Annotated in this window: 22 protein-coding genes and 1 riboswitch; of the genes, 15 read left to right on the forward strand and 7 right to left on the reverse strand. The window is 69.2% G+C overall.

Features of this window, described 5'->3' with window-relative positions:
* The 8 genes from rfbB to MWN33_RS04645 all read left to right on the forward strand — a co-directional run bounded on the left by rfbB (position 1) and on the right by MWN33_RS04645 (position 7,321).
* The gene (gene rfbB / locus MWN33_RS04610) at positions 1 to 1,092 is read left to right on the forward strand and encodes a dTDP-glucose 4,6-dehydratase (RefSeq protein ID WP_247199180.1); all 1,092 of its coding nucleotides are present in this window, start codon (positions 1 to 3) and stop codon (positions 1,090 to 1,092) included.
* Positions 1,089 to 1,997: a dTDP-4-dehydrorhamnose reductase gene (gene rfbD / locus MWN33_RS04615; RefSeq protein ID WP_247199182.1), complete on the forward strand. Its 909-nt coding sequence runs from the start codon at positions 1,089 to 1,091 to the stop codon at positions 1,995 to 1,997. The genes rfbB and rfbD overlap by 4 nt, the downstream gene beginning before the upstream one ends.
* Entirely contained in the window at positions 1,994 to 2,866 is an 873-nt protein-coding gene (gene rfbA / locus MWN33_RS04620) for a glucose-1-phosphate thymidylyltransferase RfbA (protein ID WP_247199184.1), read from the forward strand. The genes rfbD and rfbA overlap by 4 nt, the downstream gene beginning before the upstream one ends.
* 129 nt (positions 2,867 to 2,995) lie before the next feature.
* Positions 2,996 to 4,204 carry a pyridoxal phosphate-dependent aminotransferase gene (locus tag MWN33_RS04625; RefSeq protein WP_247199186.1) on the forward strand — a complete coding sequence of 403 codons (1,209 nt, stop codon included), beginning with the start codon at positions 2,996 to 2,998 and terminating at the stop codon, positions 4,202 to 4,204.
* 61 nt (positions 4,205 to 4,265) lie between these two features.
* Complete coding sequence (locus MWN33_RS04630) at positions 4,266 to 5,417, forward strand: two-component system sensor histidine kinase NtrB (RefSeq protein ID WP_247199188.1); 1,152 nt, start codon at positions 4,266 to 4,268, stop codon at positions 5,415 to 5,417.
* Between the two features lie 11 nt (positions 5,418 to 5,428).
* The gene (locus MWN33_RS04635; RefSeq protein ID WP_247199190.1) at positions 5,429 to 6,046 is read left to right on the forward strand and encodes a response regulator transcription factor; all 618 of its coding nucleotides are present in this window, start codon (positions 5,429 to 5,431) and stop codon (positions 6,044 to 6,046) included.
* A gap of 144 nt (positions 6,047 to 6,190) precedes the next feature.
* Complete coding sequence (locus MWN33_RS04640) at positions 6,191 to 6,526, forward strand: response regulator (RefSeq protein WP_343312681.1); 336 nt, start codon at positions 6,191 to 6,193, stop codon at positions 6,524 to 6,526.
* A gap of 153 nt (positions 6,527 to 6,679) precedes the next feature.
* Positions 6,680 to 7,321 (forward strand): Crp/Fnr family transcriptional regulator, encoded by a 642-nt coding sequence (locus MWN33_RS04645; protein ID WP_247199193.1) that lies wholly within the window; start codon positions 6,680 to 6,682, stop codon positions 7,319 to 7,321.
* Positions 7,322 to 7,494: 173 nt separating this feature from the next.
* On the opposite strand, the gene hemN is transcribed toward MWN33_RS04645, so the two are convergent.
* Positions 7,495 to 8,814, reverse strand: a complete 1,320-nt coding sequence (gene hemN / locus MWN33_RS04650) for an oxygen-independent coproporphyrinogen III oxidase (protein ID WP_247199194.1) — start codon at positions 8,812 to 8,814, stop codon at positions 7,495 to 7,497.
* Positions 8,815 to 9,003: 189 nt separating this feature from the next.
* Between hemN and MWN33_RS04655 the strand changes: the two genes are divergently transcribed.
* On the forward strand, positions 9,004 to 10,119 hold the full coding sequence (locus MWN33_RS04655; protein ID WP_247199196.1) for an AbrB family transcriptional regulator: 1,116 nt from the start codon (positions 9,004 to 9,006) through the stop codon (positions 10,117 to 10,119).
* A 10-nt stretch (positions 10,120 to 10,129) separates the two neighbouring features.
* Here MWN33_RS04655 and hemA read toward each other — a convergent pair whose 3' ends face one another.
* From hemA to upp, 4 genes are all read right to left on the reverse strand, one after another.
* Positions 10,130 to 11,356 carry a 5-aminolevulinate synthase gene (hemA, locus tag MWN33_RS04660; RefSeq protein WP_247199197.1) on the reverse strand — a complete coding sequence of 409 codons (1,227 nt, stop codon included), beginning with the start codon at positions 11,354 to 11,356 and terminating at the stop codon, positions 10,130 to 10,132.
* Positions 11,357 to 11,504: 148 nt separating this feature from the next.
* On the reverse strand, positions 11,505 to 12,029 hold the full coding sequence (locus MWN33_RS04665) for a hypothetical protein (protein WP_247199199.1): 525 nt from the start codon (positions 12,027 to 12,029) through the stop codon (positions 11,505 to 11,507).
* A 134-nt stretch (positions 12,030 to 12,163) separates the two neighbouring features.
* Complete coding sequence (locus tag MWN33_RS04670) at positions 12,164 to 13,369, reverse strand: agmatinase family protein (RefSeq protein ID WP_247199201.1); 1,206 nt, start codon at positions 13,367 to 13,369, stop codon at positions 12,164 to 12,166.
* Between the two features lie 105 nt (positions 13,370 to 13,474).
* Positions 13,475 to 13,596, reverse strand: a riboswitch (guanidine-I (ykkC/yxkD leader).
* A gap of 93 nt (positions 13,597 to 13,689) precedes the next feature.
* Positions 13,690 to 14,355, reverse strand: coding sequence for a uracil phosphoribosyltransferase (upp, locus tag MWN33_RS04675; RefSeq protein WP_247199203.1), 666 nt, complete (start codon positions 14,353 to 14,355; stop codon positions 13,690 to 13,692).
* Between the two features lie 216 nt (positions 14,356 to 14,571).
* Here upp and MWN33_RS04680 point away from each other — a divergent pair, with 216 nt between their 5' ends.
* Both MWN33_RS04680 and MWN33_RS04685 read left to right on the forward strand, forming a co-directional pair.
* A complete protein-coding gene (locus tag MWN33_RS04680; protein WP_247199205.1) occupies positions 14,572 to 15,840 on the forward strand; it encodes a GTP cyclohydrolase II in 1,269 nt (422 codons plus the stop codon).
* Positions 15,841 to 16,008: 168 nt separating this feature from the next.
* Positions 16,009 to 17,250 carry a URC4/urg3 family protein gene (locus MWN33_RS04685; protein ID WP_247199207.1) on the forward strand — a complete coding sequence of 414 codons (1,242 nt, stop codon included), beginning with the start codon at positions 16,009 to 16,011 and terminating at the stop codon, positions 17,248 to 17,250.
* Positions 17,251 to 17,267: 17 nt separating this feature from the next.
* Here the strand turns inward: MWN33_RS04685 and MWN33_RS04690 are convergent, their stop codons facing one another.
* Positions 17,268 to 18,233 carry a Bug family tripartite tricarboxylate transporter substrate binding protein gene (locus MWN33_RS04690; protein ID WP_247199209.1) on the reverse strand — a complete coding sequence of 322 codons (966 nt, stop codon included), beginning with the start codon at positions 18,231 to 18,233 and terminating at the stop codon, positions 17,268 to 17,270.
* A 189-nt stretch (positions 18,234 to 18,422) separates the two neighbouring features.
* Complete coding sequence (locus tag MWN33_RS04695) at positions 18,423 to 19,397, reverse strand: Bug family tripartite tricarboxylate transporter substrate binding protein (RefSeq protein ID WP_247199211.1); 975 nt, start codon at positions 19,395 to 19,397, stop codon at positions 18,423 to 18,425.
* Between the two features lie 372 nt (positions 19,398 to 19,769).
* On the opposite strand from MWN33_RS04695, the gene MWN33_RS04700 reads away from it, so the two are divergent.
* The 4 genes from MWN33_RS04700 (at position 19,770) to MWN33_RS04715 (ending at position 24,086) form a co-directional block, all read left to right on the forward strand.
* Entirely contained in the window at positions 19,770 to 20,864 is a 1,095-nt protein-coding gene (locus tag MWN33_RS04700; RefSeq protein ID WP_247199213.1) for an ABC transporter ATP-binding protein, read from the forward strand.
* 78 nt (positions 20,865 to 20,942) lie between these two features.
* On the forward strand, positions 20,943 to 22,274 hold the full coding sequence (locus tag MWN33_RS04705) for an ABC transporter substrate-binding protein (protein ID WP_247199214.1): 1,332 nt from the start codon (positions 20,943 to 20,945) through the stop codon (positions 22,272 to 22,274).
* A gap of 127 nt (positions 22,275 to 22,401) precedes the next feature.
* Positions 22,402 to 23,253, forward strand: coding sequence for an ABC transporter permease (locus MWN33_RS04710; protein WP_247199216.1), 852 nt, complete (start codon positions 22,402 to 22,404; stop codon positions 23,251 to 23,253).
* A gap of 2 nt (positions 23,254 to 23,255) precedes the next feature.
* Complete coding sequence (locus MWN33_RS04715) at positions 23,256 to 24,086, forward strand: ABC transporter permease (protein ID WP_247199218.1); 831 nt, start codon at positions 23,256 to 23,258, stop codon at positions 24,084 to 24,086.
* Positions 24,087 to 24,235 lie beyond the last annotated feature (149 nt).

The raw sequence follows: 24,235 nt of genomic DNA on the forward strand, positions 1-24,235 counted from the left end.
ATGAGCGAGATCGGCCACACCCGCGAAGTCGACGCGCCCGCGCAGCGCATCCTCGTCACCGGCGGCGCCGGCTTCATCGGCTCGGCGGTGGTGCGCCGTCTGGTGCGGCAGGGCCGGCAGGTGCTGACCTATGACAAGCTGACCTATGCCGGCAACCTCGCCTCGCTGGCCGAGGTGCACAATCTGCCGGGTCATCGCTTCGTGCAGGCCGACATCTGCGACGGGCAGGCGTTTCGCGCGGCGCTGGACGCGTTCCGTCCCGACCTCGTGATGCACTTGGCGGCCGAATCCCATGTCGACCGTTCGATCGACGGGCCGGGCGAGTTCATCCGTACCAATGTGCTGGGCACCTACACGCTGCTGGAAGAGGCGCTGCGCTACTGGCGCGCGCTCGACGCCCCGGAGCGCGGGCGCTTCCGCTTCCACCATATCTCGACCGACGAGGTGTACGGCACGCTCGGCGACGAGGGGCTGTTCCGCGAGGACACGCCCTACCAGCCGAACTCGCCCTATTCGGCCTCCAAGGCCTCCTCCGACCATCTGGTGCGGGCGTGGTTCCACACCTACGGGCTGCCGGTGGTGATGTCGAACTGCTCGAACAATTACGGGCCGTACCATTTCCCGGAGAAGCTGATCCCGCTCACCATCCTCAACGCGCTGGAGGGCAAGCCGCTGCCGGTCTACGGCCGGGGCGAGAATGTGCGGGACTGGCTCTATGTCGACGACCACGCCGCCGCGCTGGAGCTGATCGCCACGCGCGGCCGGCTCGGCGAGAGCTACAATGTCGGCGGCAACAATGAGCGCCGGAACATCGACGTGGTGCGCACCATCTGCGCCATCATGGACCGCGTGGTGCCCGATGCGAAGATCGGGCCGCGCGAAAAGCTGATCACCTTCGTCACCGACCGACCGGGCCACGACGCGCGCTACGCCATCGACGCGACCAAGCTGAAGGATGAGCTCGGCTGGGTGCCGACGCATGATTTCGAGAGCGGCATCGAGGCGACGGTGCGCTGGTATCTCGACAATGCCGCCTGGTGGGAGCCGCTGAAGGCGCGCTACGACCGCCAGCGCATCGGGCTCGCGCCATGACGCGCGTGCTGCTGCTGGGCGCCGGCGGGCAGGTCGGGCGCGAGATCGCGGCGCTGGCGCCGGGGCGCGTCGCGGGGCTGACCGCCTTTGACCGCGCCGGGCTCGACATCACCGACCCCGAGGCGCTCGGCGCCGCGCTGGCCGCCCATCGTCCCGACGTCGTGATCAACGCCGCCGCCTATACCGCCGTCGACAGGGCCGAGAGCGAGCCCGAGGCGGCGAACCTCATCAATGCCGAGGCGCCGGGCCTCATCGCGCAGGCCTGCGCGGCGCATGGCGCGCGGCTGATCCATCTCTCCACCGACTATGTGTTCGACGGCACGAAGGCCGGCGCCTATGTCGAGGACGATGCCGTGGCGCCGCTCGGCGTCTACGGCGCCTCGAAGGAAGCCGGCGAGCGCGCGGTGCGCGCGCGGCTGGAGGCGCATCTGATCGTGCGCACCTCCTGGGTCTACGGCATCTACGGCACCAATTTCCTCAAGACCATGCTGCGCCTCGCGGAAACGCGCGACCGCCTGACCGTCGTCGCCGACCAGCAGGGCTGCCCGACCGCGACGCGCGACATCGCCGAGGGGCTGCTCGCCGGCGCGGCGGCGCTGCATGAGGGGCGGCTGGGTCCGGGCACCTATCATCTCGCCGGCACCGGGATGACGACGTGGCACGGCTTCGCCAGCGTCATCCTCGCCCATGCCGCGACCCATACCGGCCGCCGCCCGGAGGTTGCGCCGATCACGACGGCCGACTATCCCACCCCGGCGCGCCGGCCGGCCAATTCGCAGCTTTCGAGCGAGAAGCTGGCGGGCGCGCTCGGCTTCCGCGCCGCGCCCTGGCAGCGGCGCGCCGTCGAGGTGGTGGACGCGCTGCTCGGCGCGACGGCGCCGCAAGGATCGGGAAGGACCACATGAAGGGCATCATCCTCGCCGGCGGCTCGGGCACCCGGCTCCACCCGATCACGCTGGTGGTGTCGAAGCAGCTTCTGCCGGTCTACGACAAGCCGATGATCTACTACCCGCTGACCACGCTGATGATGGCGGGGATACGCGATATTCTGATCATCACCACGCCGCACGACAGCGGGCTGTTCCAGAAGCTGCTGGGCGACGGCACGCAGTTCGGCATCGCCCTCTCCTACGCCGTGCAGGACAGCCCGCGTGGCCTCGCCGACGCCTTCATCGTCGGGCGCGATTTCATCGGCGCCGACAAGGTGGCGCTGGTGCTCGGCGACAATCTGTTCTTCGGCCATGGCCTTCCCGAACTGCTCGGCAGCGCGGCGGCACGCGAGACTGGCGCCACCGTGTTCGGCTATCCCGTGAAGGACCCCGAGCGCTACGGCGTCGTCGAGATGGGCGCGGGCGGCAAGGTGCTCTCCATCGAGGAGAAGCCGCTGAAGCCGAAGTCGAACCTCGCGGTGACGGGGTTGTATTTCTACGACAACCGGGTGGTGGAGATCGCCGCGGGCCTCACGCCCTCGCCGCGCGGCGAGATCGAGATCACCGACGTCAACCGCGCCTATATGGAGCGCGGCGAACTGGACGTGCTGATGATGGGGCGCGGCTTCGCCTGGCTCGACACCGGCACGCCGGAATCGCTTATCGAGGCCGCGCAGTTCGTGCAGATCCTGGAGAGCCGGCAGGGCCTGCGCATCGCCTCGCCCGAGGAGGTCGCCTTCCGCGCCGGTTTCATCGACGCCGAACAGCTCGGCCGGCTCGGCGCGGCGCAGAGCAAGTCGCAATACGGCGCCTATCTGCTCAACCTGGCGCGCGGCGAGCACTGAGCGCGCCGTACGCTTTCATCGTTTGCGCATCCATCGATTGCGCTCATCCCCGTCTCACGTCTTTTGATGAATGGCGGGCGCCGGCTCGGCTATAGACTGGCGGTCCCTCGCTTCCTCACAGGTCCTTCCATGTCCGCCGAATCCGCGCCCTTCGTCCCCTCTCCCTCGCTGCTCGACCACATCCGCCCGCAGGCGCTCTCGCTGCCGGAGAGCGGCATCGTCGAGGTGATGAATTACGGGCGCGGCCGCGAGGGGCTGATCCCGCTCTGGGCGGGCGAGGGCGACCTGCCGACGCCCTCCTTCATCAGCGAGGCGGCAACGCGCTCGCTGGCGGCGGGCGAGACCTTCTACACCTGGCAGCGCGGCATTCCCGAGCTGCGCGCGGCGATCGCCGGCTACATGCACCGCCTCTACGGCGTCACGGAGGATCCCGAGCGCTACTACGTCACCGGCTCGGGCATGCAGTCGATCCAGATCGCGCTGCAACTCACCCTTTCCGCCGGCGAGGAGATCCTCATCCCCTCGCCGTCCTGGCCCAATGCGGCGGCGGCGGCCGAGGTGATCGGCGCGCGGCCGGTCTATGTGCCCTTCGCCTTCGACGAGGCGCGCGGCTTCTGGCTCGACCTCGACCGGCTGGAGAGCGCGGTGACGCCGCGCACGCGTGTGATCTTCATCAACTCGCCGGCCAATCCCACCGGCTTCGTCGCCCCGCTCGACACGCTGCGCGGCGTGCTGGACATCGCCCGCCGGCACGGGCTGTGGATCGTCGCCGACGAGATCTATGGCCGCTTCTTCTTCGAGGAGGGCGGCAGCGGGCTGGCGCCGTCCTTCCACGACATCATGGAGCCGGAGGACCGCATCCTCTTCGTCCAGACCTTCTCGAAGAACTGGGCGATGACGGGCTGGCGACTCGGCTGGATCGAGGCGCATCCCGCGCTCGGCCCGGTGCTGGAGAACCTGATCCAGTATTCGACCTCGGGTGTCGCCGCCTTCATGCAGCGTGCCGGCGTGGCGGCGCTGGAGCGCGGCGAGAGCTTCGTCGCCCACCAGATCGAGCGGGCGCGGCGCGGTCGCGACATCGTGGCGGCGGGGCTTTCCACCTCCAACCGCGTACGCTTCGCCTCGCCGCCCGGCGCCTTCTACATGTTCTTCGGCGTCGATGGCGAAGCGGACATGCGGGCGCTGGCGCTGAAGCTGGTGGACGAGGCCAATATCGGGCTGGCGCCCGGCACGGCCTTCGGCCCCGGCGGCGAAAACTACATCCGCATGTGCTTCGCGCGCGGCGAGGCGCAGATCAGCGAGGCCACCGCGCGCCTCGTGGGCTGGCTCAAGCGCTGAGCGCGAGCCCCGCGTGCAAAGGTAACTTGCGGCCGGCGGCCGGGCGACGCAAACTGGAATCATGAAAGATTTCAGCGCCTCGCCCGAGCCGCACGGTGCCCCGACGGTTTCCGAAGCCCGGCTGCTGTCGGTGCTCGACACGGCGGCCGACGGCATCATCGTCATCGACGAGCGCGCGCGCATCCTCATCTTCAACAAGGCCTGCGAGCAGATGTTCGGCATTCGCGCCGCCGAGGCGGTGGGGCAGAACGTCAAGATCGTCATGCCGATCGAATACGCCGCCGATCACGACGAATATGTCGGCAGCTATATCCGCACCGGCGTGAAGAAGATCATCGGCATCGGCCGCGAGGTGCGCGGGCGCCACGCCGACGGAACGGTGTTCCCGCTCGAATTGTCGGTGGGCGAGGCGGCGACGCCGGATGGGCGCCAGTTCATCGGCATCCTGCGCGACCTGCGCCCGCGCAAGGAGAGCGAGCAGCGCCTCGCCGACCTGCAGAGCGAGCTGGTGCACCTCGCCCGCGTCTCCGCCATCGACGAGATGGGCGCCGCCATCGCCCATGAGCTGAACCAGCCGCTGACCGCGCTGATGCTCTATCTGCAGGCGATCCGGCGCGCGCACAGCCGCGGCATCGACATCGTCACAGTGGCGGGCGACATCCTCGACAAGGCGGCCGGCGAGGCCGAGCGGGCCGGCCACATCATCCAGCGCATGCGCCAGTTCGTGGAGAAGCGCGATCCCGAGCGCCATGTGCGCCAGCTCGATCCGCTGATCGACGAGGCGATCGACCTGACCTTGCTCGGCCAGCGCCACCGCATCCGCATCGACCGCCAGCAGGCCCCTCGCCTGCCGCCGGTGTCGGTCGACCCGGTGCAGGTCCAGCAGATCGTCGTCAACCTCGTGCGCAACGCCATCGAGGCGGCGGCCGGCACCGGCGATCCGGCGATCGTCATCCGCACCCGGGAGCACGAGGGCAGCGTGATCCTCGAAGTCGAGGATAACGGGCCGGGCATCGCGCCGGAGGCACTCGCCAAGCTGTTCGAGGCCTTCGCCAGCTCAAAACGTCGCGGCATGGGTCTTGGCCTTGCGATTTCGCGGACGATCGCACAGAACCATGGCGGGGATCTTCTCGTCGATCCGGGCGGCCATGGCCGGGGCGCATGCTTCTCGCTCGTCCTGCCGGCGGTGACGGCATCGTCGGAGATCGGGTGAGGGAGCTGGGCATGGCGCAGTTGGGAGAGGTCTTCATCGTCGACGACGATGCCGCGGTGCGCGACGCGCTGTCGCTGGTGCTGAGCCTCGAAGGCTACCATGTGCGCGGCTTCTCGGACGGGGCAGCGTTCCTCTCCGTCGCCCGCACCCACGTTCCCTCCTGCATCGTGCTCGACGTGCACATGCCCGGCCGCTCGGGCCTCGACATCCTGAAAGAGCTGGAGGCCGACCGCTACCCCGCGCCGATCTTCATCATCTCGGGCCAGGGCGATATCCCGATGGCGGTCGACGCCATCCGCCACGGCGCGCTCGACTTCATCGAGAAGCCGTTCGACGCCGACACGGTGGTGGAACGGGTGCGCGAGGCCATCGAGGCGCACAGCCGGCGCGGCTCCGCCGAGCCGGGCGACCTCTTGACCGCGCATTTCCCCGGCCACGACCTGCTGACCCCGCGCGAGCGCGAGGTGCTGGTGCAGATCGCCTCCGGCGCTTCCAACAAGGAGGCCGGGCGTACGCTGGCCATCAGCCCGCGCACCATCGAGGTGCACCGCGCGCGCATCATGGAGAAGCTCGGCGCCAAGAACGCCGCCGATCTCGTGCGCATCGTGCTCAAGGACATGCGGGGCTGAACCGCCACGCGTCTGGCGCGGCCCCGCGCGACGCGCATGCCATGCTGCCGCGCCTCGCGCCCTACGCATCCCTACGAATTGCTGCCGCCGCCGGTCTTTTCCACTTTCGACCGTAAAGGCGGGAGAGATTCAGTGCGCGTTCACGTGGTTGAGGACGATGCCGGGGTGAGCGATTCCCTCGCGCTGATCCTCCGAAATCTCGGTCACGAGGTGATCTCCTATTCCGATGCCGAGAGCCTGTTCAGGGCCGGCATGCCGGAGCCGGCGGATGCCGTCATCGTCGATCTCAGCCTGCCCGGCATACCGGGCGCCCAGCTCGTGCGCTGGCTGCTCGGCCTCGCCGCGCCGCCGCGCGTGGTGGTCATCACCGGCCAGTCGCAGGGCTTCATCGACCACCAGCTGCGCGGCCTCAAGCCGAGCTGGCTGGTGCGCAAGCCGCTCGACGTCGAGGCGATCACCCGCGCTTTGCCGGTGGGGTGAGCCCGCCGCGCGAGAAGCCGCGCGCCGGCGCGCGGCTCTCCCGCATCACCGTTTCCCCGCCCGCTTCCGGAAAGACACTTACGCAGCCCACCGAACTGCGCGGCGCGCGGGGGCGAACTAACGTCGCCTCAGGTTCAAGAGGTGGAGCGACAGATGCGCCAGAACATTGACGAACGCACCGGCAGCCCGACGCGGCAGCCGTCCTTTGTCGAGAGCCACGTCCAGAACCTGCGGGTTGCCGCCCACGTCACCGTGCTGCACGAGGGCGATCCCGCCCGACGCATCATGGAAGTGGTCGAGGGTGCCGTGATGCTCACCAAGCTGCTGCCCGACGGGCGCCGCCAGGTGGTCGAGCTGCTCGGCCCCGGCGACGTGTTCGGCCTCGCCCATGACGAGGCCTATGCCTGCTCCGCCGAGACGCTGACCCCCGCCACCATCACCACCCATGAGCGCAATGCGCTTGAACGCGATCCCGCGCTGGCCGCCCGGCTGCTGCGGCGCTTCGAGGCGCAGCTCTGCGTCATGCATTCGCACGCTCTCGTGCTCGGGCGCATGTCGGCGCTGGAGCGGGTCGCCTTCTTCCTGCTGCGCCTGATGCCGGACGGCATGGTGGGCGGTACGCTGCGCCTTGCCATGACCCGGCAGGAAATCGCCGATTTTCTCGGCCTGACGCTGGAGACGGTGAGCCGGGCCTTTTCCGAACTCAAGCGGCGCGGCCTCGTCGTGCTGCAGCGCGCCGACGAGGTGCGCATTCAGGATCGCAGCAGCATGCGCCGGCTCGCCGGCGCCGCCTGAGGCGAAGGCCCGGCATCGATGCCGGGTGACGTGACGTCCCGAGTGGTCGGTCGACCAATCCCCTCCGAGGCACCCGTCCCGCGTGGACATGGCGGCTCAAGACTGGCGCCCCGCTCACGCTGGGCGCCTTTTCTTTTGGGCATCCGTCCTTCCCGGCGGCCCCGGACCCCGCTTCACACCGCTGCCGAATGGCGTGCCGTCGCGGCTTGCAGACGGTGGTCGAGCGCTGCGGCGGCGAGGCGCACGAAGGGGCGGCCGACCGGCGTCATGGCGACGTGGCGGCCCTCTATGGTCAAGAGCCCGTCCGCCACGAGGTCGGCGAGCCGGGGCGCGGCGTCGGCCAGCGTCGGCGGGTCCAAGTCGACCTCGAGGTCGCACATCAGCCGCTCGATGAAGGCGCCGCGCTTGACGTCGTCGGCGGTGAAGGCGATGCCGCGCACGCTGGCGAAGCCGCCGGCGTCGATGGCGCGCTGGTAGGAGGCGATGTCCGGCGCGTTCTGGGTGAAGCCCTGCGGGAAGCGGCTGATCGCCGAGGCGCCCATGCCGATCAGCACGTCGGCGCGGTCGGCGGTGTAGCCCTGGAAATTGCGCCTGAGCCGGCGCGCGGCGGCAGCCTGTGCCAGCGGGTCATCGGGCCGGGCGAAATGGTCGAGGCCGATCCCGACATAGCCGTTCGCCAGCAGCACCTGCCGCGCCGCCTCGGACTGCTCCAGCCGCTCGGCCGGACCGGGCAGGCCGGCCTCGGCGATCATCTTCTGGTTCGGGCGCATCCACGGCACATGGGCATAGCCGAACAGGGCAAGCCGCTCGGGCGCGAGCAGGGCGGCGAGGCGCGTGGTGCGGCGCATGTCGCGCTCGCTCTGGTGCGGCAGGCCGTACATCAGGTCGAGATTGATCGAGGAGATGCCGGCCTCGCGCAGCAGGCGCATGGCGCGCTCCACCGTGGCGAAGGGCTGCACGCGGCCGATGGCGCGCTGCACATGGGCGCTGAAATCCTGCACGCCGAGGCTCACCCGGTCGACGCCGATGGCGGCCAGCGCGTCGGCGATCTCCGAATCGGTCTCGCGCGGGTCGAGCTCGAAGGCGTATTCGGCGAGCGCGTCGAGATTGAACGCCTCCGCCAGCCGGCCGCCGATCCGGCGCAGCGCATCCGCGCCGAGCAGGCTCGGCGTGCCGCCGCCGAAAGCGATATGGGTGACGGCGCGCCCGCCGACGGCGGCGGCCACCCGGTCGATCTCGCGCTCCAGCCGTTCGGCATAGGCCGCCACCGGCTCGTGCCGGCGCGTCGCCTTGGTGGTGCAGCCGCAATAGAAGCAGAGCGCCGGGCAGAAGGGCACGTGCAGGTAGAGCGAGAGCGTCGCCTCGCGCGGCAGCGAGGCCAGCCAGGCCGCGTGCTGCTCCCGGCCCACCTCCGCCGTGAAGTGCGGCGCGGTGGGGAAGGAGGTGTAGCGGGGCACGGCCCGCTCTGCGTGAATGAGGGTTGAACTATGCATGCAGATGGTTTGACCCGGGCCGGCATTCGTCGCATTGATCCCGCGCAAACCCCGCGCCACCTTTGCTTCGCGCAACCGGACACGGGCACCAGCGACGCCGTCTCCGCCTCTGCCTTCTGCCGCCTCCCGGCCTCCGCCTGTCGTCCCCGCCTCTTGCCCCCGCCTCTTGCCTGCGATGCTTCCTTTCCCATGCCGCTGCCGTCCTTCCTGACCAAGTTCGCTGCCTCGCGCCGGCGAATCGCCTGGTATGCCGCCACGCTCGCGCTCGCCTTTGCCGGCGGCGGGCTGTTCGCCGGGCTGGCCATGCCGGCCGGCTGGCTCTCGGGATCGCTGGTGGCGACGGCGATCGCCGCCCTGCTCGGCGCGCCCATCGATATCGAGCCGCGCATGCGGCACGGGGTCTACATCCTGCTCGGCACCGCCATGGGCTCGACCATCACGCCGGACACGGTGCGGGGCATCACCACATGGCCGACGACGATGGCGGTGCTGGTCGCCTCGGTGCCGGTGATGATGGTCGCGGTGGTCGCCTATCTGGAAAAGGTCGCGGGCTGGGACCGGCGCAGCGCCTTCTTCGCCGCGACGCCGGGCGCGCTTTCCACCGTGCTGGCGATGGCGGAGAGTTCCGGCGCCGACACGCGGCGTGTGGTGTTCGGCCAGTCGCTGCGGCTCTTCGTGCTGGTGGCGCTGCTGCCGGCGGCGCTGGGCGGGCTCGGCCACCAGCCGGCCGGCACGCTGCCGGTGGACCCCGTGGTGCCGGACCTGACGACCTTCCTGCTCTCGGTCGGCGTCGGCATCGCCGGGGCGTTTCTGGCCGAGCGGGCGCGCTTTCCCGGCGGCGCCATGGTGGGATCCATGCTGGCGAGCGGTGTGGTGCACGGCGCCGGCCTCATCGAGGGGCGGCTGCCCGATCTCGTGCTCATCGTCGGCTTCGTCGTGCTGGGCGCCAATACGGGTAGCCGCTTCGCCGGCACGAAGCTCGCCACGCTGCGCCGCTTCCTCGTCGATTCGCTGGTGGCGCTGGCCATCGCCACGGCGGTGTCCTTCGCCTTCGCGGCGCTGGGCGCCTGGCTGTCCGGGGAGCCGCTGGCGAAGGTGCTGATCGCCTATGTGCCGGGCGCGCTGGAGGCGATGACCATCATGGCCTTCGTGCTCGGCATCGACCCCGCCTTCGTGGCGGCGCACCACATTATGCGTTTCCTCGGGCTGGCGCTGCTGATCCCGCTGCTGGCGCGGCTGTTCTTCGGCCGGGCGCCGGTGCCCTCCGAGCGGGTCGAGATCGACCGCACCGAGCCGAAGGACTGAGGGGCGGCGCCTATTCCGCCGCCTGCGCGCGGGTGACGAAGGGCAGGCCGAGCCGGCTCCACACGTCGCTGAGCGCGGCGGCGAGCTGGGCGACCAGCGCGTCGTCGTGGAACGGGCCGGGCGTAATGCGCAGCCGCTCGGTGCCGCGCGGCACGGTGGGGTAGTTGATCGGCTGGATATAGATGCCGTGCTCGGCGAGCAGCATGTCGCTCGCCGCCTTGCAGGCTTCCGCGTCGCCGACCATGACCGGCACGATGTGCGTCTGCGTCACGATCTGCGGCAGGCCGGCGAGATCGAGCGCGCGCTTCACCTTGGCGACCTGCGCCTGCTGGCGGGTACGCTCGGCGGCGGACGCCTTGAGATGGCGGACCGAGGCGGCGGCCGCCGCCGCGACGGCGGGCGGCAGGGCGGTGGTGAAGATGAAGCCGGGCGCATAGGAGCGCACGGCGTCCATCACCGCGCGCTTGCCGGCGATGTAGCCGCCGACCACGCCGAACGCCTTGCCCAGCGTGCCCTCGATCACGTCGACGCGGTGCATCACCCCGTCGCGCTCGGCAACGCCGGCTCCGCGCGGGCCGTACATGCCGACCGCGTGCACCTCGTCGAGATAGGTCATCGCGCCGTAGCGCTCGGCAAGATCGCAGATGGCGCCGATGGGCGCGACGTCGCCGTCCATGGAATAGACGCTCTCGAAGACGATCAGCTTGGGCCGGTCGCCGGCCTCGCGCAGCAGCTCTTCGAGATGGGCGAGGTCGTTATGGCGGAACACCTTCTTGTCCCGCCCGGCCTGCCGCACGCCCTCGATCATCGAATTGTGGTTGAGCGCGTCGGAGAGGATCACGCAATCGGGGATAAGCCTCGCCAGCGTGGCGATGCCGGTCTGGTTCGACACATAGCCCGAGGTGAAGACCAGCGCCGCGTCCTTGCCGTGCAGGTCGGCGAGTTCGGATTCCAGCGCGACGATGGCGTGGCTGTTGCCGGAAATGTTGCGCGTGCCGCCCGCGCCGGCGCCGGCCTGACGGGCGGTCTCGCACATCGCCTCGACCACGCTCGCATGGCAACCCATGCCGAGATAGTCGTTCGAGCACCAGATGACGATGTCGCGCTCGCCCTGCGGCGAGTGCCAGACGGCATGCGGGAAGCGCGCGGTGTCGCGTTCGATTTCGGCGAAGGTGCGGTAGCGACGCTCGTTCCTGAGCGTGTCGACGGCATCCTGGAAGAAACGTGCGTAGTCCATGGCGCATCCCGACTGTGGCCGCCACCTGCGATGGGGATCCGCATCGGGGTGGGGCACTGGGGCGCAACATGAACTTTGGAGGGGTTCCGATCAACCCGGCAAAGTCCCGACGCGGCGATCGGGCGCGCCTATCGGAAAAAGCCGCCGCTCACGTCTGCGCGAGCGCGCGCACCTGCGCCAGCGTCATCGGCAGGCTGGCGCGGCCGTCGAAATAGACGAAGCGCAGCGTGCGCCGACGCGAGACCATGGCGGCGGGCAGCGGGTCGTAGCGGAAGCTGCCGCCGCCCAGATGCGGCATCACCGCGCCGACATCGGTGGTCTCGCCGGTCTCCACCCGCAGCAGGCTGACTCTTGTGCCCTCGGCCGTCGCCGCGTCGAAGGGGATGCGGGCGAGGCGCAGGAAGCTGGTCGGGTCGCTCGCCGAAGCGAAGCCCTCGACGAAGGCCTTCTCGACGAGATCGAGATCGGGCTCGCCGTGCGAGGGCTCCTCCGGCTCCGGCCCGTGCGGCAGATGCGGGGTCTGCCACTGCGCCGCCGGGCGCGGCGAATGGCCGTGATTATGGCCGTGGGAATGAGCGTGCGAATGGGAATGCGCATGCGCGTGCGGGGCATCGTGGCCATGCGAATGCCCGCCCGCGCCGTGGTCGTGAGAATGGTCGTGGCCGCGGTGCATCGCGGTGCCTCCAATTTTCGCCGTCGTCATCCCCGGGCTTGACCCGGGGATCCACTTTTTCCCTGGCCGGTCCAAGACGTGGATGGCCGGGTCAAGCCCGGCCATGACGACCAACAGATGCCTGCGACAATGGCTCAGTAGCTCACCGGCTTGTCGATGATGTGCTTGTGGCTGCCGAGCTTGCCGTGCGCCACCATGGAGCCGAGCGCCTCGACGACGACGCGCAGGCCAAACAGCGCCGTGATGTCGGAGGTGTCGTAGGGCGGCGAGACCTCGACCACTTCCAGCCCACACAGGCCTTCGGCGGCTACCAACCCGAGGATCTTCAGCGCCTCGCGCGGCAGGAAGCCGCCTGGCTCCGGCCAGCCGGTGCCCGGCACGAAGCCGCAGTCGATGCTGTCGACGTCGAAGGAGATGTAGACCGCGTCGGCGTCCTTCCAGGCGAGCTCCAGCGCGATCTCGGCGGTCTTCTCCAGCCCGATCTTCTCGATGTCGTCGATGGTCAGCACGTTGGTGCCGCGCTTGCGCGCCTCCTGCACGCCGTAGCGCGGAACCTGCCAGCCGCCGATGCCGAGCTGGACGAGGTTCTTGGGCGAGACGTTCGGCAGGTTCGTCGCCCAGTACCAGGGCGTGGTGTGCATGCGCTCGTCGAGATCCTTTTCCTGGATGTCGATGTGGCGGTCGAAATGGATGATGCCGATGCGCTTGGAGGTGCATTCGGCGATTCCGCGCACGCAGGGAAAGCCGATGGAATGATCGCCGCCCAGCATGATCGGCAGCGCGCCGGAGGAGAAGACGTGGCTGACGCCCTTCGAGATCTGGTCGAAGCTCTTTTCGAGGTTCGCCGGAATGGTGAACACGTCGCCGGCGTCGCACAGCGTCATCTGCTCGCGCAGGTCGACGCCGAGCTCGTAATTATAGGGCGTGTAGAGCGCGGAGATGCGGCGGATGCCCTGCGGCCCGAAGCGCGTGCCGGGGCGGTAGGTGGTGCCGCTGTCGAAGGGAATGCCCAGCACGGCGGCGTCGTATTTGCCGACATCGCGCACATTCTCGACATAGGGCGCCTTGAGGAAGGTGTTGATGCCCGCGAAGTGGGGCAGCTCGCCGCGCGCGAAGGTCGGGATCGACTTGTCGTTGATGGAATCGGCGCCGGGCAGGCCCATGTCGAGCGCCCATTGCTGCTCCTTGCGCCAGCCATTCTCGGAGAGGCCTTCCTCGGCCTCCAGCGCCTTCCAGCCCTGCATCCCCTTGATCTCGAAATTGGGATGGTGGCGGCGCAGGCGGCGGGGGGCGGGGACGAGGCCCGCAAAGCGGGTGGAACGCTGGGGGAAGTGACGCATGCCGTGTCTCCATGGGCCCCTAAGTGGGCCGAAGGGTCCTTCGACGGCGCTGCGGCAGACCCCGGTTCGCGCCGGAAGATCTGCGCCGCGACCGCCGCCGCGCGAGCCTCCCGGGCTTTTGTCCCGCCGTGGACCCGGCGCAGGGAGCGACCGCCGGGCTGCCCCTCTCGGACCAGACGCGCCGCGCAGCCAAGGCCGCAGGCGCCGGAACCCTAGGGACATTTGCCCCAAACTAGAGCGGGCCGGCGCGAACGGGAAGCCCTGATATGCGGCAGCACGGGGCATCGCCGCCGAAAACTTCGGCGGCGTCCGGCACGCGGCTATTTGGTGCCGAAGATGCGGTCGCCAGCGTCGCCGATGCCCGGCACGATGTAGCCGTGGTCGTTCAGATGGCTGTCGACCGCCGCCGTGTAGACCGGCACGTCGGGATGGGCTTCCTGCATCGCCTTGATCCCTTCCGGCGCGGCGATGAGGCAGACGAACTTGATCGACTGGCAGCCCGCCGCCTTCACCTCGGACACCGCCGCCGCCGCCGAATTGCCGGTCGCCAGCATCGGGTCGAGCACGATGGCGGTGCGCTCGGAGATGTCGCGCGGCAGCTTGAGATAATATTCGACCGCCGCCAGCGAGACCGGATCGCGGTAGAGGCCGATATGGCCGACCCGCGCCGCCGGCAGGATGTCCAGCATGCCTTCGAGGATGCCCCCGCCGGCGCGCAGCACCGAGACGAGGCAGAGCTTCTTGCCCGCCAGCATCGGCGCCTGCATCGTCGTCAGCGGGGTGTCTATCTCGACCAGTTCGGTCGGCATGTCGCGCGTCACCTCATAGGCGAGCAGCATGCTGATCTCGCGCAGGAGCTGGCGGAACTCGTTGGCCGGGGTGCGCGAGCGGCGCATCAGGGTGAGCTTGTGCTGGATCAGCGGGTGGTCGACCACCACGGTGTTGGCGGTCGGGGCGGCCTCTGTCGGGACGGTGGGCGCGTTCATGGTCGCGGCTCTCTCAGGTCTGTGGCGCGGCGTGCGGCGACGGCCGACGCCCTCCTCCGGGGCAGGATAGCGCGAATTGCGATACAAGAAATGGACCATTCCGTCCGAAATTTCGCTTCCCGCCGCCCGCCCCCCTTGCGGAGCGGGGGAATTCGCGCTCACATCCGTTGCTTGCAGCACGCCGGCAACGGTGCCGGATGCAGAAGCGAGCCAGACATGTCCGTCAATGCCAATGCAGGCGGTCGTTCCCGCAACCATATCGTCCTTACCTCGCACGGGGCGTCGACCGGCGTAAATGCCGATGCTCCGGCGCTAAACTGGGGTGCGCCGAACCCGGCCGAGCGCGGGCCGGTGGTCGCCACCCTCACCGATACGCAGCGCCGCAACGCCATCGGCGCCCATGCCGGCGGCTATTCGGTCTACCGCGCACTCGCCATCGCGGCCGGCGCGTTGCCGGCCGACTTCAAGGCGGACCTGACCAACACCGCGCCGTCCGATCCGATAGGCCCGCACCCGCAATGGGGCGACCCGAGGCGCATCGTCTCGCTCGACCCCTATGGCCACATTGCCGGGCAGGTGTTCGCCGACGCCATCGCCGCCGGGCTCGACGTGCGCCCGAGCATCGCCATCACCCGCGCCCATATCGACATGCCGGAAATCCGCGACGCCATCCGCGCCGGCCGGCTGCGCATCGACGGCGACATCATCTCCTCCAGGGGCGACGTGCGCGTCACCAAGGCGGCGATCGATCCGGTGTGGTACCTGCCGGGCATCGCCGAGCGCTTCGGCGTCTCCGAGGGCGCGCTGCGGCGGGCGCTGTTCGAGCACACTGGCGGCATGTTCCCGGAGCTGGTGACGCGCGGGGACCTCAAGGTCTTCCTGCCGCCCATCGGCGGCATGACGCTCTACATGTTCGGCGACGTGGCCAAGATCGGCGACGGCGTGACCCCGCTCGCCTGCCGCGTGCATGACGAGTGCAACGGCTCGGACGTGTTCTCCTCCGACATCTGCACCTGCCGGCCCTATCTCGCCCACGGCATCGAGATGTGCGTGGAGATGGCGCAGCAGGGCGGCGTCGGCCTCGTGGTCTACAACCGCAAGGAAGGCCGCGCGCTCGGCGAGGTGACCAAGTTCCTCGTCTACAACGCCCGCAAGCGGCAGGAGGGCGGCGACCTGCCCGAAACCTATTTCAAGCGCACCGAATGCGTCGCCGGGGTGCAGGACATGCGTTTCCAGGAGCTGATGCCGGACGTGTTCCACTGGCTCGGCATCGCCAAGATCGACCGCTTCGCCTCGATGAGCGACATGAAGTTCAACGCGCTGGCCCGGGCCGGCATCGAGGTGGTGGAGCGCGTGCCGATCCCCGACGAGCTGATCCCGCAGGATGCGCGCGTCGAGATGGAGGCGAAGGTCTCGGCCGGCTATTACGGCGTCGGCTTCCGCAGCCAGTACGACGAGACGCAGGGCCGTGCGCTGAAGGAATAGGGTCTTCTTGCCCCCTTAGCACCGTCATGGCCGGGCTTGACCCGGCCATCCACGTCTTGGTGCTGGCGCGGCGCTGCAAAGTCGTGGATCCCCGGGTCAAGCCCGGGGATGACGGTTGGTCTCTCTTCGCCGGGGAGAGGCCTTTTTTCACCGAGGATGCTGCCCGACATGACCGTGCCCGAACTCGCCGCCGAACTCGCCGCCCTGCGCTCGCCCGCCGCCGTCCGCGCCCGCAGCCATCAGGTGCTCGACCATGTGCGCGCGGGGAAGTCGCCGCATTTCGCGCTCGACGAGGCGGCGCTGGACGCGGTGGCGGACTATGTGGCGCAGGTGACGCGGCAGGACTATCCCGCGCTCGACATCCCCTATCACAGCCGCTGGCGCCATTTCGACGCCGGCGGGGTCGCCCGCTGGGACGCGCTGAAGGCGCGGCTCGGCGCGGTCGGGCGGGACGACCTCGCCCGCCTGATGATCGATCTCGCCGTGGTGAGCGTGCTGCTCGACGCCGGGGCGGGCGATGCCTGGCGCTACCACGAGGAAGCGACCGGCCTCACCCTCGGCCGCTCCGAGGGGCTGGCGGTGGCGAGCCTGCGCATGTTCGAGGCGGGAGGCTTCTCGTCCGATCCGGCGCAGCCGCTGCGCGCCGACGCGGCCGCGCTGATCGCTCTCGATGCGGGCACGCTCGCCCGGCATTTCCAGGTCTCCGACGCCAACCCGCTGGTTGGCCTCTCCGGCCGCGTGGCGTTGCTCAACCGGCTCGGCGCGGCGCTGGCCGCGCGTCCCGACCTGTTCGGCAGCGCGCCGGCGCGGCCGGGCGGGCTCTATGACGCGCTGGTGCCGCAGGCGCGGATCGGCCGGCTGCCGGCCGAGCGCATCCTGAGCGCGCTGCTCGACGGCATGTCGGTGATCTGGCCGTCCGGGCTGGAGGTGGCGGGCGTCTCGCTCGGCGATGTCGGCCGGCACCCGGCGGTGCGCGTCGCCGATCTCTCCGACCAGCTCGTACCGTTCCACAAGCTCTCGCAGTGGCTGACCTATTCGCTGCTGGAGCCGTTCGAGGCGGCCGGGCTTGCCGTCACCGATCTCGACGCTCTCACCGCGCTGCCGGAATACCGCAATGGCGGGCTGCTGGTCGATCTCGGCGCCATCGTGCCGCGCGCGCCCGTCGATCCCGCGCAGAAGCAGGCGGTGTCGTCCGAGCTGGTGGTGGAGTGGCGCGCGCTCACCGTCGCGCTGATGGACCTCCTCGCCGACCGGGTGCGCGCGCGGCTCGGCCTCGATGCCTCGCAGTTTCCGCTCGCCAAGCTGCTGCAGGGCGGCACCTGGACGGCGGGCCGCCGCATCGCCGCCGAGCGCCGCCCGCCCGCCGGCCCGCCCCCCATCGCCATCGACGCCGACGGCACGGTGTTCTGAGGGACGAGGCGCGCCGTTCAATCCAGCCGCGCGCCGGACGCCTTCACGATCGGCGCCCATTTGGCGACTTCGCGCTTCACATGCTCGGCGAGCGCCTGCGGCGTCGAGCCGACGGTGACGGCGCTGAAATCGGCAAGGCGCGCCTGCACCTTCGGCTCGGCCAGCGCCTTGAGCGCGGCGGCGTTCAGCGTGTCGACGATGGCCGGCGGCGTTCCGGCCGGGGCGAACAGCGCGTTCCAGCTATAGGTCTCGTAGCCCGGCAGCGTCTCGGCGACGGCGGGCAGGTCGGGGAAGGAGGGCGCGCGGGTCAGCGTCGTCACGCCCAGCGCCTTCAGCTTTCCGCTCCTGATATAGCCCGAGGCGGTCGGCAGGTTGTCGAACATGATCGGCACCTGGCCGGAGATCACGTCGACCAGCGCCGGCCCGGCGCCCTGATAGGGAATGTGCTGCATGTCCACGCCGGCCATCGACTTGAACAGCTCGCCGGAGAGATGGCCCGGCGTGCCGTTGCCGGCCGAGGCGTAGCTGTATTTGCCGGGATTGGCCTTCAGCTCGGCGATGAACTCCGCCAGCGTATTGGCGGGAAAGCCGGGATGCACCACCAGCGCGTTCGGGACGATGACCAGCAGCGAGACCGGCGCGAAGCCCGTGACCGGATCGTAGGGCAGGTTGCGGTAGAGCGCGGGGTTGAGCGCGTGGGTCGACACCGTGCCCATCATCACCGCGTAGCCGTCCGGCGGCTGCTTGGCGAGATGCGCGGTGCCGAGGCTGCCCCCGCCGCCGCCGCGATTTTCCACCACCACCGGCTGGCCGAGCGCCTTGGCCATGCCCTCGGCGACGAGCCTTCCGACCAGATCGGTCGAGCCGCCGGCGGGGAAGGGAATGTCGAGCGTCACCGGCCGCGTGGGGAAGACGACCTGCCCGGCGGCGGGGGAGACGGCGAGAAGCACGGCGAGCGCCGCGGCGAAGAACAGGCGATGCATGGCGGGGCCCCCGGAACCTTCGCCATGATCCGCGATCCCGGGATGTCTGCAAGCCCGATCAGGGGGCGGGATGACGGCGTTCCCCTGATACATCGCCATCCCGGACGGCCGCAGGCCGATCCGGGATCGCGTGACGTCGCCGAGGGCGATCCCGGCTCGCGCGGTGCTCGGCCGGGAGGACCGTTCAGCTCAGTCGAGCTGCGCGCCGGACGCCTTCACGATGGGCGCCCATTTGGCGATTTCCTTCTTCACGTGCTCGCCCAGCTCCTCCGGCGTCGAGCCGACCGGCGTGGCGCTGAAGTCGTTGAAGCGCGCGAGCACCTTCGGGTCCGTCAGCGCCTTGTTGGCGGCGGCGTTCAGCTTGGCCACCACCTCCGGCGGCGTGCCGGCCGGGGCGAAGATGGCGTTCCACGTATAGGTCTCGTAGCCCGGCACCACCTCGGCGATGGCCGGCAGGTCCGGGAAGGAGGCCACGCGCTTGGCGGTGGTCACGCCCAGCGCCCGCAGCTTGCCGCTCTTGATGTGGCCGGAGGAGGACGGGAGGTTGTCGAACATGATCGGCACCTGGCCGGAGATGACGTCGACCAGCGCCGGGCCGGCGCCCTGATAGGGAATGTGCTGCATGTCGACGCCGGCCATCGACTTGAACAACTCGCCCGACAGATGCAGCGGCGTGCCGTTGCCGGAGGAGGCGTAGGAATACTTGCCCGGCTCCTTCTTGAGCAGGGCGATCAGTTCCTCGGTGGTCTTGGCGGGGAAGTCGGGATTGACCACCAGCACGTTCGGCACGATGGCGAGCAGCGAGACGGGGGCGAAGCTCGTCACCGGGTCGTAGGGCATCTTCTTGTAGAGCGCCGGGTTCAGCGCGTGGGTGGCGACCGTGCCCATGAGGATGGTGTAGCCGTCCGGCGTGGCCTTGGCGACCTGCGCGGCACCGAGATTGCCGCCCGCGCCGCCCTTGTTCTCGACGACGACGGGCTGACCCAGCTCGGCGCTCATGCGCTCGGCGATGAGGCGGCCGACCAGATCGGTGGAGCCGCCGGCGGCGAAGGGGATGACCAGCGTGACCGGCCGGGTGGGGAAATCCTGCGCGGCGGCGGGCGCGAGCGCCAGCGCGGAAGCCAGGAGCGGCCCTGCGGCGGCGGCGAGAAGCGTGCGGAACATGAAGTGACCTCCCAATGGTGATACGCTGGAGCGCGTGATGCGCAACGCGCGGGGACCTCTGCGGGTCCTTGTCGATGTGGCACAGTGCGGCATCGGGGCGGCCGGCTCAATGCTTCCTTGGTTGCCCCTGCGGCAGATCGGTCGTCAGGCCGACGATTGTATGTAATCCTCCGCCGGATTGTACCCGATCTGGGCAACGCAGGGTGGAGCTGCCCAATTCATGGGCGTCTTCGCCGAAGGGGGCGGAAACGGCGCGGCGCCGGGCGGTATCCGGCGCGGGCTTGGGCGGCGAGTGCGCGCCATTGCTCGACTGGCATATCGCTTGCGTTCCTTGACGTGCATCCGCAGCAGCAGGGGAGCTGTGCCGCCGACATGTCCAAGGGCGCCGACATCGAGCTCATCCATGTCACCAAGCGCTACGGCGCGGCCCTCGCGGTCGATGCCGTGTCGCTGAAGATCCCGGCCGGCACCTATTGCTGCCTGCTCGGCCCGTCCGGCTGCGGCAAGACCACGACGCTGCGCATGATCGCCGGCCATGAGAGCATCACCGAAGGCGATGTGCGCCTCGGCCCGACGGTCGTCACCGACCTGCCGCCGGCCCGGCGTGGCACGGCGATGATGTTCCAGAGCTACGCCCTGTTCCCCCATCTCGACATCGTCGACAATGTCGCCTTCTCGCTGAAGATGAAGGGCGAGGAGAAGGCGAGCCGCCGGGCGAAGGCGATGGAGATGCTCAAGCTGGTGCAGCTCGACCATCTGGCCGAGCGGCGCCCCGCACAGCTTTCCGGCGGCCAGCAGCAGCGCGTCGCGCTCGCCCGCGCGCTGATTACCGATCCGCAGGCGCTCCTCCTCGACGAGCCGCTCTCCGCGCTCGACCCGTTCCTCAAGATCAAGGTGCGGCAGGAGCTGAAGAAGCTGCAGCTTCAGCTCGGCATCTCCTTCATCCACGTCACCCACAGTCAGGAAGAAGCGATGGCGCTCTCCGACCTGGTGGTGGTGATGAATGGCGGGCGCATCGAGCAGGCGGCCACCCCGCGCGAGGTGTTCAACCGGCCGGCCACCGCCTTCGTCGCCCGCTTCATGGGCGACCACAACGTGCTGGCGGGCCGCGTCACCGATGTGGCGGACGATGCCGTGACCTTCGAAGTGCCGGGCGGCGCCTCCTTCCGTGCCCCCGCCGGGCCGGGGCTGGAGCCGGGCGCGCCGGTGGAGATCGCCGTGCGCACCGACCGGGTGCGGCTCGGCGCCGGCGCCATGGCCGGCTGCGGGCTGACCGGGCTCGTGCAGAACATCGAGTATCACGGCCAGAAGGTGCAGGTGGCCCTCGCCGCGCCGGGCGTCGACGAGTTCTCCGTGCAGGTGTCGGAGACCGCCTTCTTCGAGGCGCCGCTCGCCGTGGGCGACGCGGTGCCGATCGCCTGGACGCCGCAGGACGTGCACATACTGGAGGCCTCGCCCTCGGCCTGAGCCGGCCGCCGCAAGCCTATGCCGACGCCTTCGTCCCTCACAGACGCAACACCGACCAGAGACGCTCGGGAGACACCAATGAGCCAGAAGACCACGGATCGCACCGGCGCCGCGGGCGCCAACAAGGCAGCGGGCAAGCAGGCGAAGGGCCTGAGCCGCCGCTCCGTGCTGAAGGGCGCCGCCGCGCTCGGCGGCCTCGCCGCCGGCAGCGGCGCCGTCACCGGCTTCCCCACCATCTGGGCGCAGAACCCGATCACGCTGCGCCAGTTCGGCACCGGCGTCTCGAACCTCAACGCCATCGCCGAGAAGTGCAAGGCGGACCTCGGCATCACGCTGCAGATGACCGCGCTGGATTCCGACGCGGTCTCCCAGCGCGTCGTCACCCAGGCCAATTCCTTCGACGTCGCCGACATCGAGTACTGGATCTGCAAGAAGGTGTTCCCGGCCGGCACGCTGCAGCCGATGGATGTCAAGAAGATCAAGTTCTACGACCAGATCGTGCCGATCTTCACCACCGGCAAGCTCACCCCCGAATCCAAGATCGCGCAGGGCACCGCGCCCAACACGGTGAGCTTCGTCGAGGGTGCGGACTCCAAGAAGTTCTCGCCCACCCCGACCCAGTGGATGACGCTGATCCCGACCATCTACAACGCCGACACGCTCGGCATCCGCCCGGACCTCGTCGGCCGTCCGATCAAGAACTGGAAGGACATTCTGGATCCCGCCTTCAAGGGCAAGACCTCGATCCTGAACATCCCGTCCATCGGCATCATGGATGCGGCGATGATCTGCGAGAGCGCGGGCATCGCCAAATATGCCGACAAGGGCAACATGACGAAGGCGGAGATCGATACCACCATCGATTTCCTCATCAAGACCAAGAAGGCCGGCCAGTTCCGCGCCTTCTGGAAGACCTTCGACGAGAGCGTAAACCTGATGGCCTCGGGCGAGGTGGTCATCCAGTCCATGTGGTCGCCGGCGGTGGCGGCGGTGCGCTCCAAGGGCATTCCCTGCGTCTACCAGCCGCTGGAAGAGGGCTATCGCGCCTGGGGCGGCGGCCTCGGCCTCGCCAAGCACCTCAAGGGCGCGCAGCTCGACGCCGCCTATGAATACATCAACTGGTATCTCTCCGGCTGGGTCGGCGCCTACCTCAACCGGCAGGGCTACTACTCCGCCGTGCTGTCCACCGCCGAGAAGTACATGACGCCGGACGAATGGGCGTTCTGGATGCTTGGCCAGCCGGCCAAGACGGACATTCTCTCGCCGGAAGGCAAGGTGATGTACACGGCCGGCGCGGTGCGCGACGGCGGCTCCTTCCAGGACCGCATGGGTGCAGTGGCGTGCTGGAACTCGGTGATGGACGAGGACCGCTACATGGTTCGCCGCTGGAACGAGTTCATCGCCGCGTGAGGCGGGTCCGCTTTTGCGACGTCATCCCCGGGCTTGACCCGGGGATCCACGTCTTTCCGCCGGAAGCCGGCGTGGATGGCCGGGTCAAGCCCGGCCATGACGAACAGTTCGAGGTTCGAGGCCCCGCATGACCCTCTCCCGGATCGCTCCCTATCTGCAGGCGACGCCGCTCACGGCGATCCTGGCGGCGTTCCTCGTGCTGCCGATCGCCACCATCGTGATGGTGAGCTTCTGGGATTACGATTCGATCCAGATCTTCCCGGCCTTCGTCTTCACCAATTACGAGGAGACGATCACCTCGCCGGTGACGTGGAGCATCTATCTCAACACGCTGAAATACACCGTCATCGTCTGGGCGGTGACGCTCGTCATCGGCTTCTGGGTCGCCTACTACCTCGCCTTCCACATACGCTCGGCGACGGCGCAGATGGTGCTGTTCCTCGTCTGCACCGTGCCGTTCCTGACCTCGAACATCATCCGCATGATCTCGTGGATCCCCTTCCTCGGGCGCAACGGGCTGCTCAACCAGTCGCTCATGCAGATGGGGCTGATCGACCAGCCGCTGGAATTCCTGCTGTTCTCCGACTTCGCGGTGGTGCTCGCCATGGTGCACCTCTACACGCTGTTCATGGTGACGCCGATCTTCAACACGCTGATGCGGATCGACCGCGCGCTGATCGAGGCGGCGCGCGATGCCGGGGCGAACGCCTTCCAGATCCTCACCAACGTCATCATCCCGCTGGCCAAGCCCGGCATCGCCATCGGCTCGATCTTCGTCGTCACGCTGGTCATGGGCGACTTCATCACCGTGCGCTTCATGTCGGGCGGCCAGTCCGCCTCGGTCGGGCTGATGATGGCGAACCAGATCGCGCTGCTGCAATACCCGGCGGCGGCGGCCAACGCGGTGATCCTGCTCATCCTCGTGCTGCTGCTGGTCGGCGGCATCCTGCGCATCGTCAACATCCGCAAGGAGCTGTGAGGATGAACTCCGAACGCCGCGGCCTCGGCTTCTACGTGCTCACGGCCTTCTTCGTGCTGTTCGTGCTGTTCCTCTACGGCCCGATGACGACGATCTTCATCCTCTCCTTCCAGGGCCCGAATGGCGGCCTCACCTTCCCGATGAACGGCGTCTCGCTGCGCTGGTTCGAGAACCTGCTGTTCGAGCAGCAGGCGGTGGGCGATTTCGGGGGCGCCTTCGCGCGCTCGCTCATCCTCGGCGTCATGACCATGCTGACCACGGTGGTCGTCTCGCTGCTGGCGGGCCTCGCCTTCCGCCGCCGCTTTCTCGGCTCGGGGCCGCTCTTCTACCTCACCATCGCCAGCCTGATCGTGCCCTCGATCCTGATCTCGCTCGGCATCGGCCTTGCCTTCCAGGTCGTCGGGCTGGAGCCCGCCTGGTACACTTCCGGCTTCGGCGCGCACCTCACCTGGACGCTGCCCTTCGGCCTCCTGATCATGTTTGCGGTCTTCAACCGCTTCAATCCAGCCTATGAGGAGGCCGCGCGCGACCTCGGCGCCACGCCCTGGCAGACCTTCGCCCATGTGGTGCTGCCGATCATCCTGCCGAGCCTGATCGGCGTCGGCCTGTTCGGCTTCACCCTCTCCTATGACGAGTTCGCCCGCACGCTGATGACCGCCGGCACCTTCAACACCCTGCCGCTGGAGATCTACGGCATGACCACCAACGTCACGACCCCGGTGCTCTACGCGCTGGGCACGGTGACGACGGTGTTCTCCATGGCCGTCATCCTCGTCTCTCTCGCCGCCATCGCGGTGCTGCGCAAGCGCCGCGCCCGCCGCATCGCCGGCTGACGCGCGGGCCTTCCGCCCCGTCCGCGCCGGCGCGTGGATGTGATCGCGCGGACCGGCGATCAACGCCGCCGGATTTGCTAGGATGGCGCGCCGTCCCGGCCGGGGCGGCCGTCGCCGGCCCTTCGGGAGAGCCGGCGCTCAATGCGGGG

The organism is Ancylobacter koreensis, from assembly GCF_023016525.1.
Taxonomy (GTDB): domain Bacteria; phylum Pseudomonadota; class Alphaproteobacteria; order Rhizobiales; family Xanthobacteraceae; genus Ancylobacter; species Ancylobacter koreensis.

What these genes read in the sequence shown, in the direction of transcription:
- MWN33_RS04635 (WP_247199190.1), top strand. Translation starts at nt 5,429, where the DNA reads ATGGCGCAGTTGGGAGAGGTCTTCATCGTCGACGACGATGCCGCGGTG.
- MWN33_RS04710 (WP_247199216.1), top strand. Translation starts at nt 22,402, where the DNA reads ATGACCCTCTCCCGGATCGCTCCCTATCTGCAGGCGACGCCGCTCACG.
- hemA (WP_247199197.1), bottom strand. Translation starts at nt 11,356, where the DNA reads ATGGACTACGCACGTTTCTTCCAGGATGCCGTCGACACGCTCAGGAAC.
- MWN33_RS04685 (WP_247199207.1), top strand. Translation starts at nt 16,009, where the DNA reads ATGACCGTGCCCGAACTCGCCGCCGAACTCGCCGCCCTGCGCTCGCCC.
- rfbB (WP_247199180.1), top strand. Translation starts at nt 1, where the DNA reads ATGAGCGAGATCGGCCACACCCGCGAAGTCGACGCGCCCGCGCAGCGC.
- MWN33_RS04630 (WP_247199188.1), top strand. Translation starts at nt 4,266, where the DNA reads ATGAAAGATTTCAGCGCCTCGCCCGAGCCGCACGGTGCCCCGACGGTT.
- rfbA (WP_247199184.1), top strand. Translation starts at nt 1,994, where the DNA reads ATGAAGGGCATCATCCTCGCCGGCGGCTCGGGCACCCGGCTCCACCCG.
- MWN33_RS04700 (WP_247199213.1), top strand. Translation starts at nt 19,770, where the DNA reads ATGTCCAAGGGCGCCGACATCGAGCTCATCCATGTCACCAAGCGCTAC.
- MWN33_RS04705 (WP_247199214.1), top strand. Translation starts at nt 20,943, where the DNA reads ATGAGCCAGAAGACCACGGATCGCACCGGCGCCGCGGGCGCCAACAAG.
- upp (WP_247199203.1), bottom strand. Translation starts at nt 14,355, where the DNA reads ATGAACGCGCCCACCGTCCCGACAGAGGCCGCCCCGACCGCCAACACC.
- hemN (WP_247199194.1), bottom strand. Translation starts at nt 8,814, where the DNA reads ATGCATAGTTCAACCCTCATTCACGCAGAGCGGGCCGTGCCCCGCTAC.
- rfbD (WP_247199182.1), top strand. Translation starts at nt 1,089, where the DNA reads ATGACGCGCGTGCTGCTGCTGGGCGCCGGCGGGCAGGTCGGGCGCGAG.
- MWN33_RS04715 (WP_247199218.1), top strand. Translation starts at nt 23,256, where the DNA reads ATGAACTCCGAACGCCGCGGCCTCGGCTTCTACGTGCTCACGGCCTTC.
- MWN33_RS04645 (WP_247199193.1), top strand. Translation starts at nt 6,680, where the DNA reads ATGCGCCAGAACATTGACGAACGCACCGGCAGCCCGACGCGGCAGCCG.
- MWN33_RS04665 (WP_247199199.1), bottom strand. Translation starts at nt 12,029, where the DNA reads ATGCACCGCGGCCACGACCATTCTCACGACCACGGCGCGGGCGGGCAT.
- MWN33_RS04670 (WP_247199201.1), bottom strand. Translation starts at nt 13,369, where the DNA reads ATGCGTCACTTCCCCCAGCGTTCCACCCGCTTTGCGGGCCTCGTCCCC.
- MWN33_RS04695 (WP_247199211.1), bottom strand. Translation starts at nt 19,397, where the DNA reads ATGTTCCGCACGCTTCTCGCCGCCGCCGCAGGGCCGCTCCTGGCTTCC.
- MWN33_RS04680 (WP_247199205.1), top strand. Translation starts at nt 14,572, where the DNA reads ATGTCCGTCAATGCCAATGCAGGCGGTCGTTCCCGCAACCATATCGTC.
- MWN33_RS04690 (WP_247199209.1), bottom strand. Translation starts at nt 18,233, where the DNA reads ATGCATCGCCTGTTCTTCGCCGCGGCGCTCGCCGTGCTTCTCGCCGTC.
- MWN33_RS04655 (WP_247199196.1), top strand. Translation starts at nt 9,004, where the DNA reads ATGCCGCTGCCGTCCTTCCTGACCAAGTTCGCTGCCTCGCGCCGGCGA.
- MWN33_RS04625 (WP_247199186.1), top strand. Translation starts at nt 2,996, where the DNA reads ATGTCCGCCGAATCCGCGCCCTTCGTCCCCTCTCCCTCGCTGCTCGAC.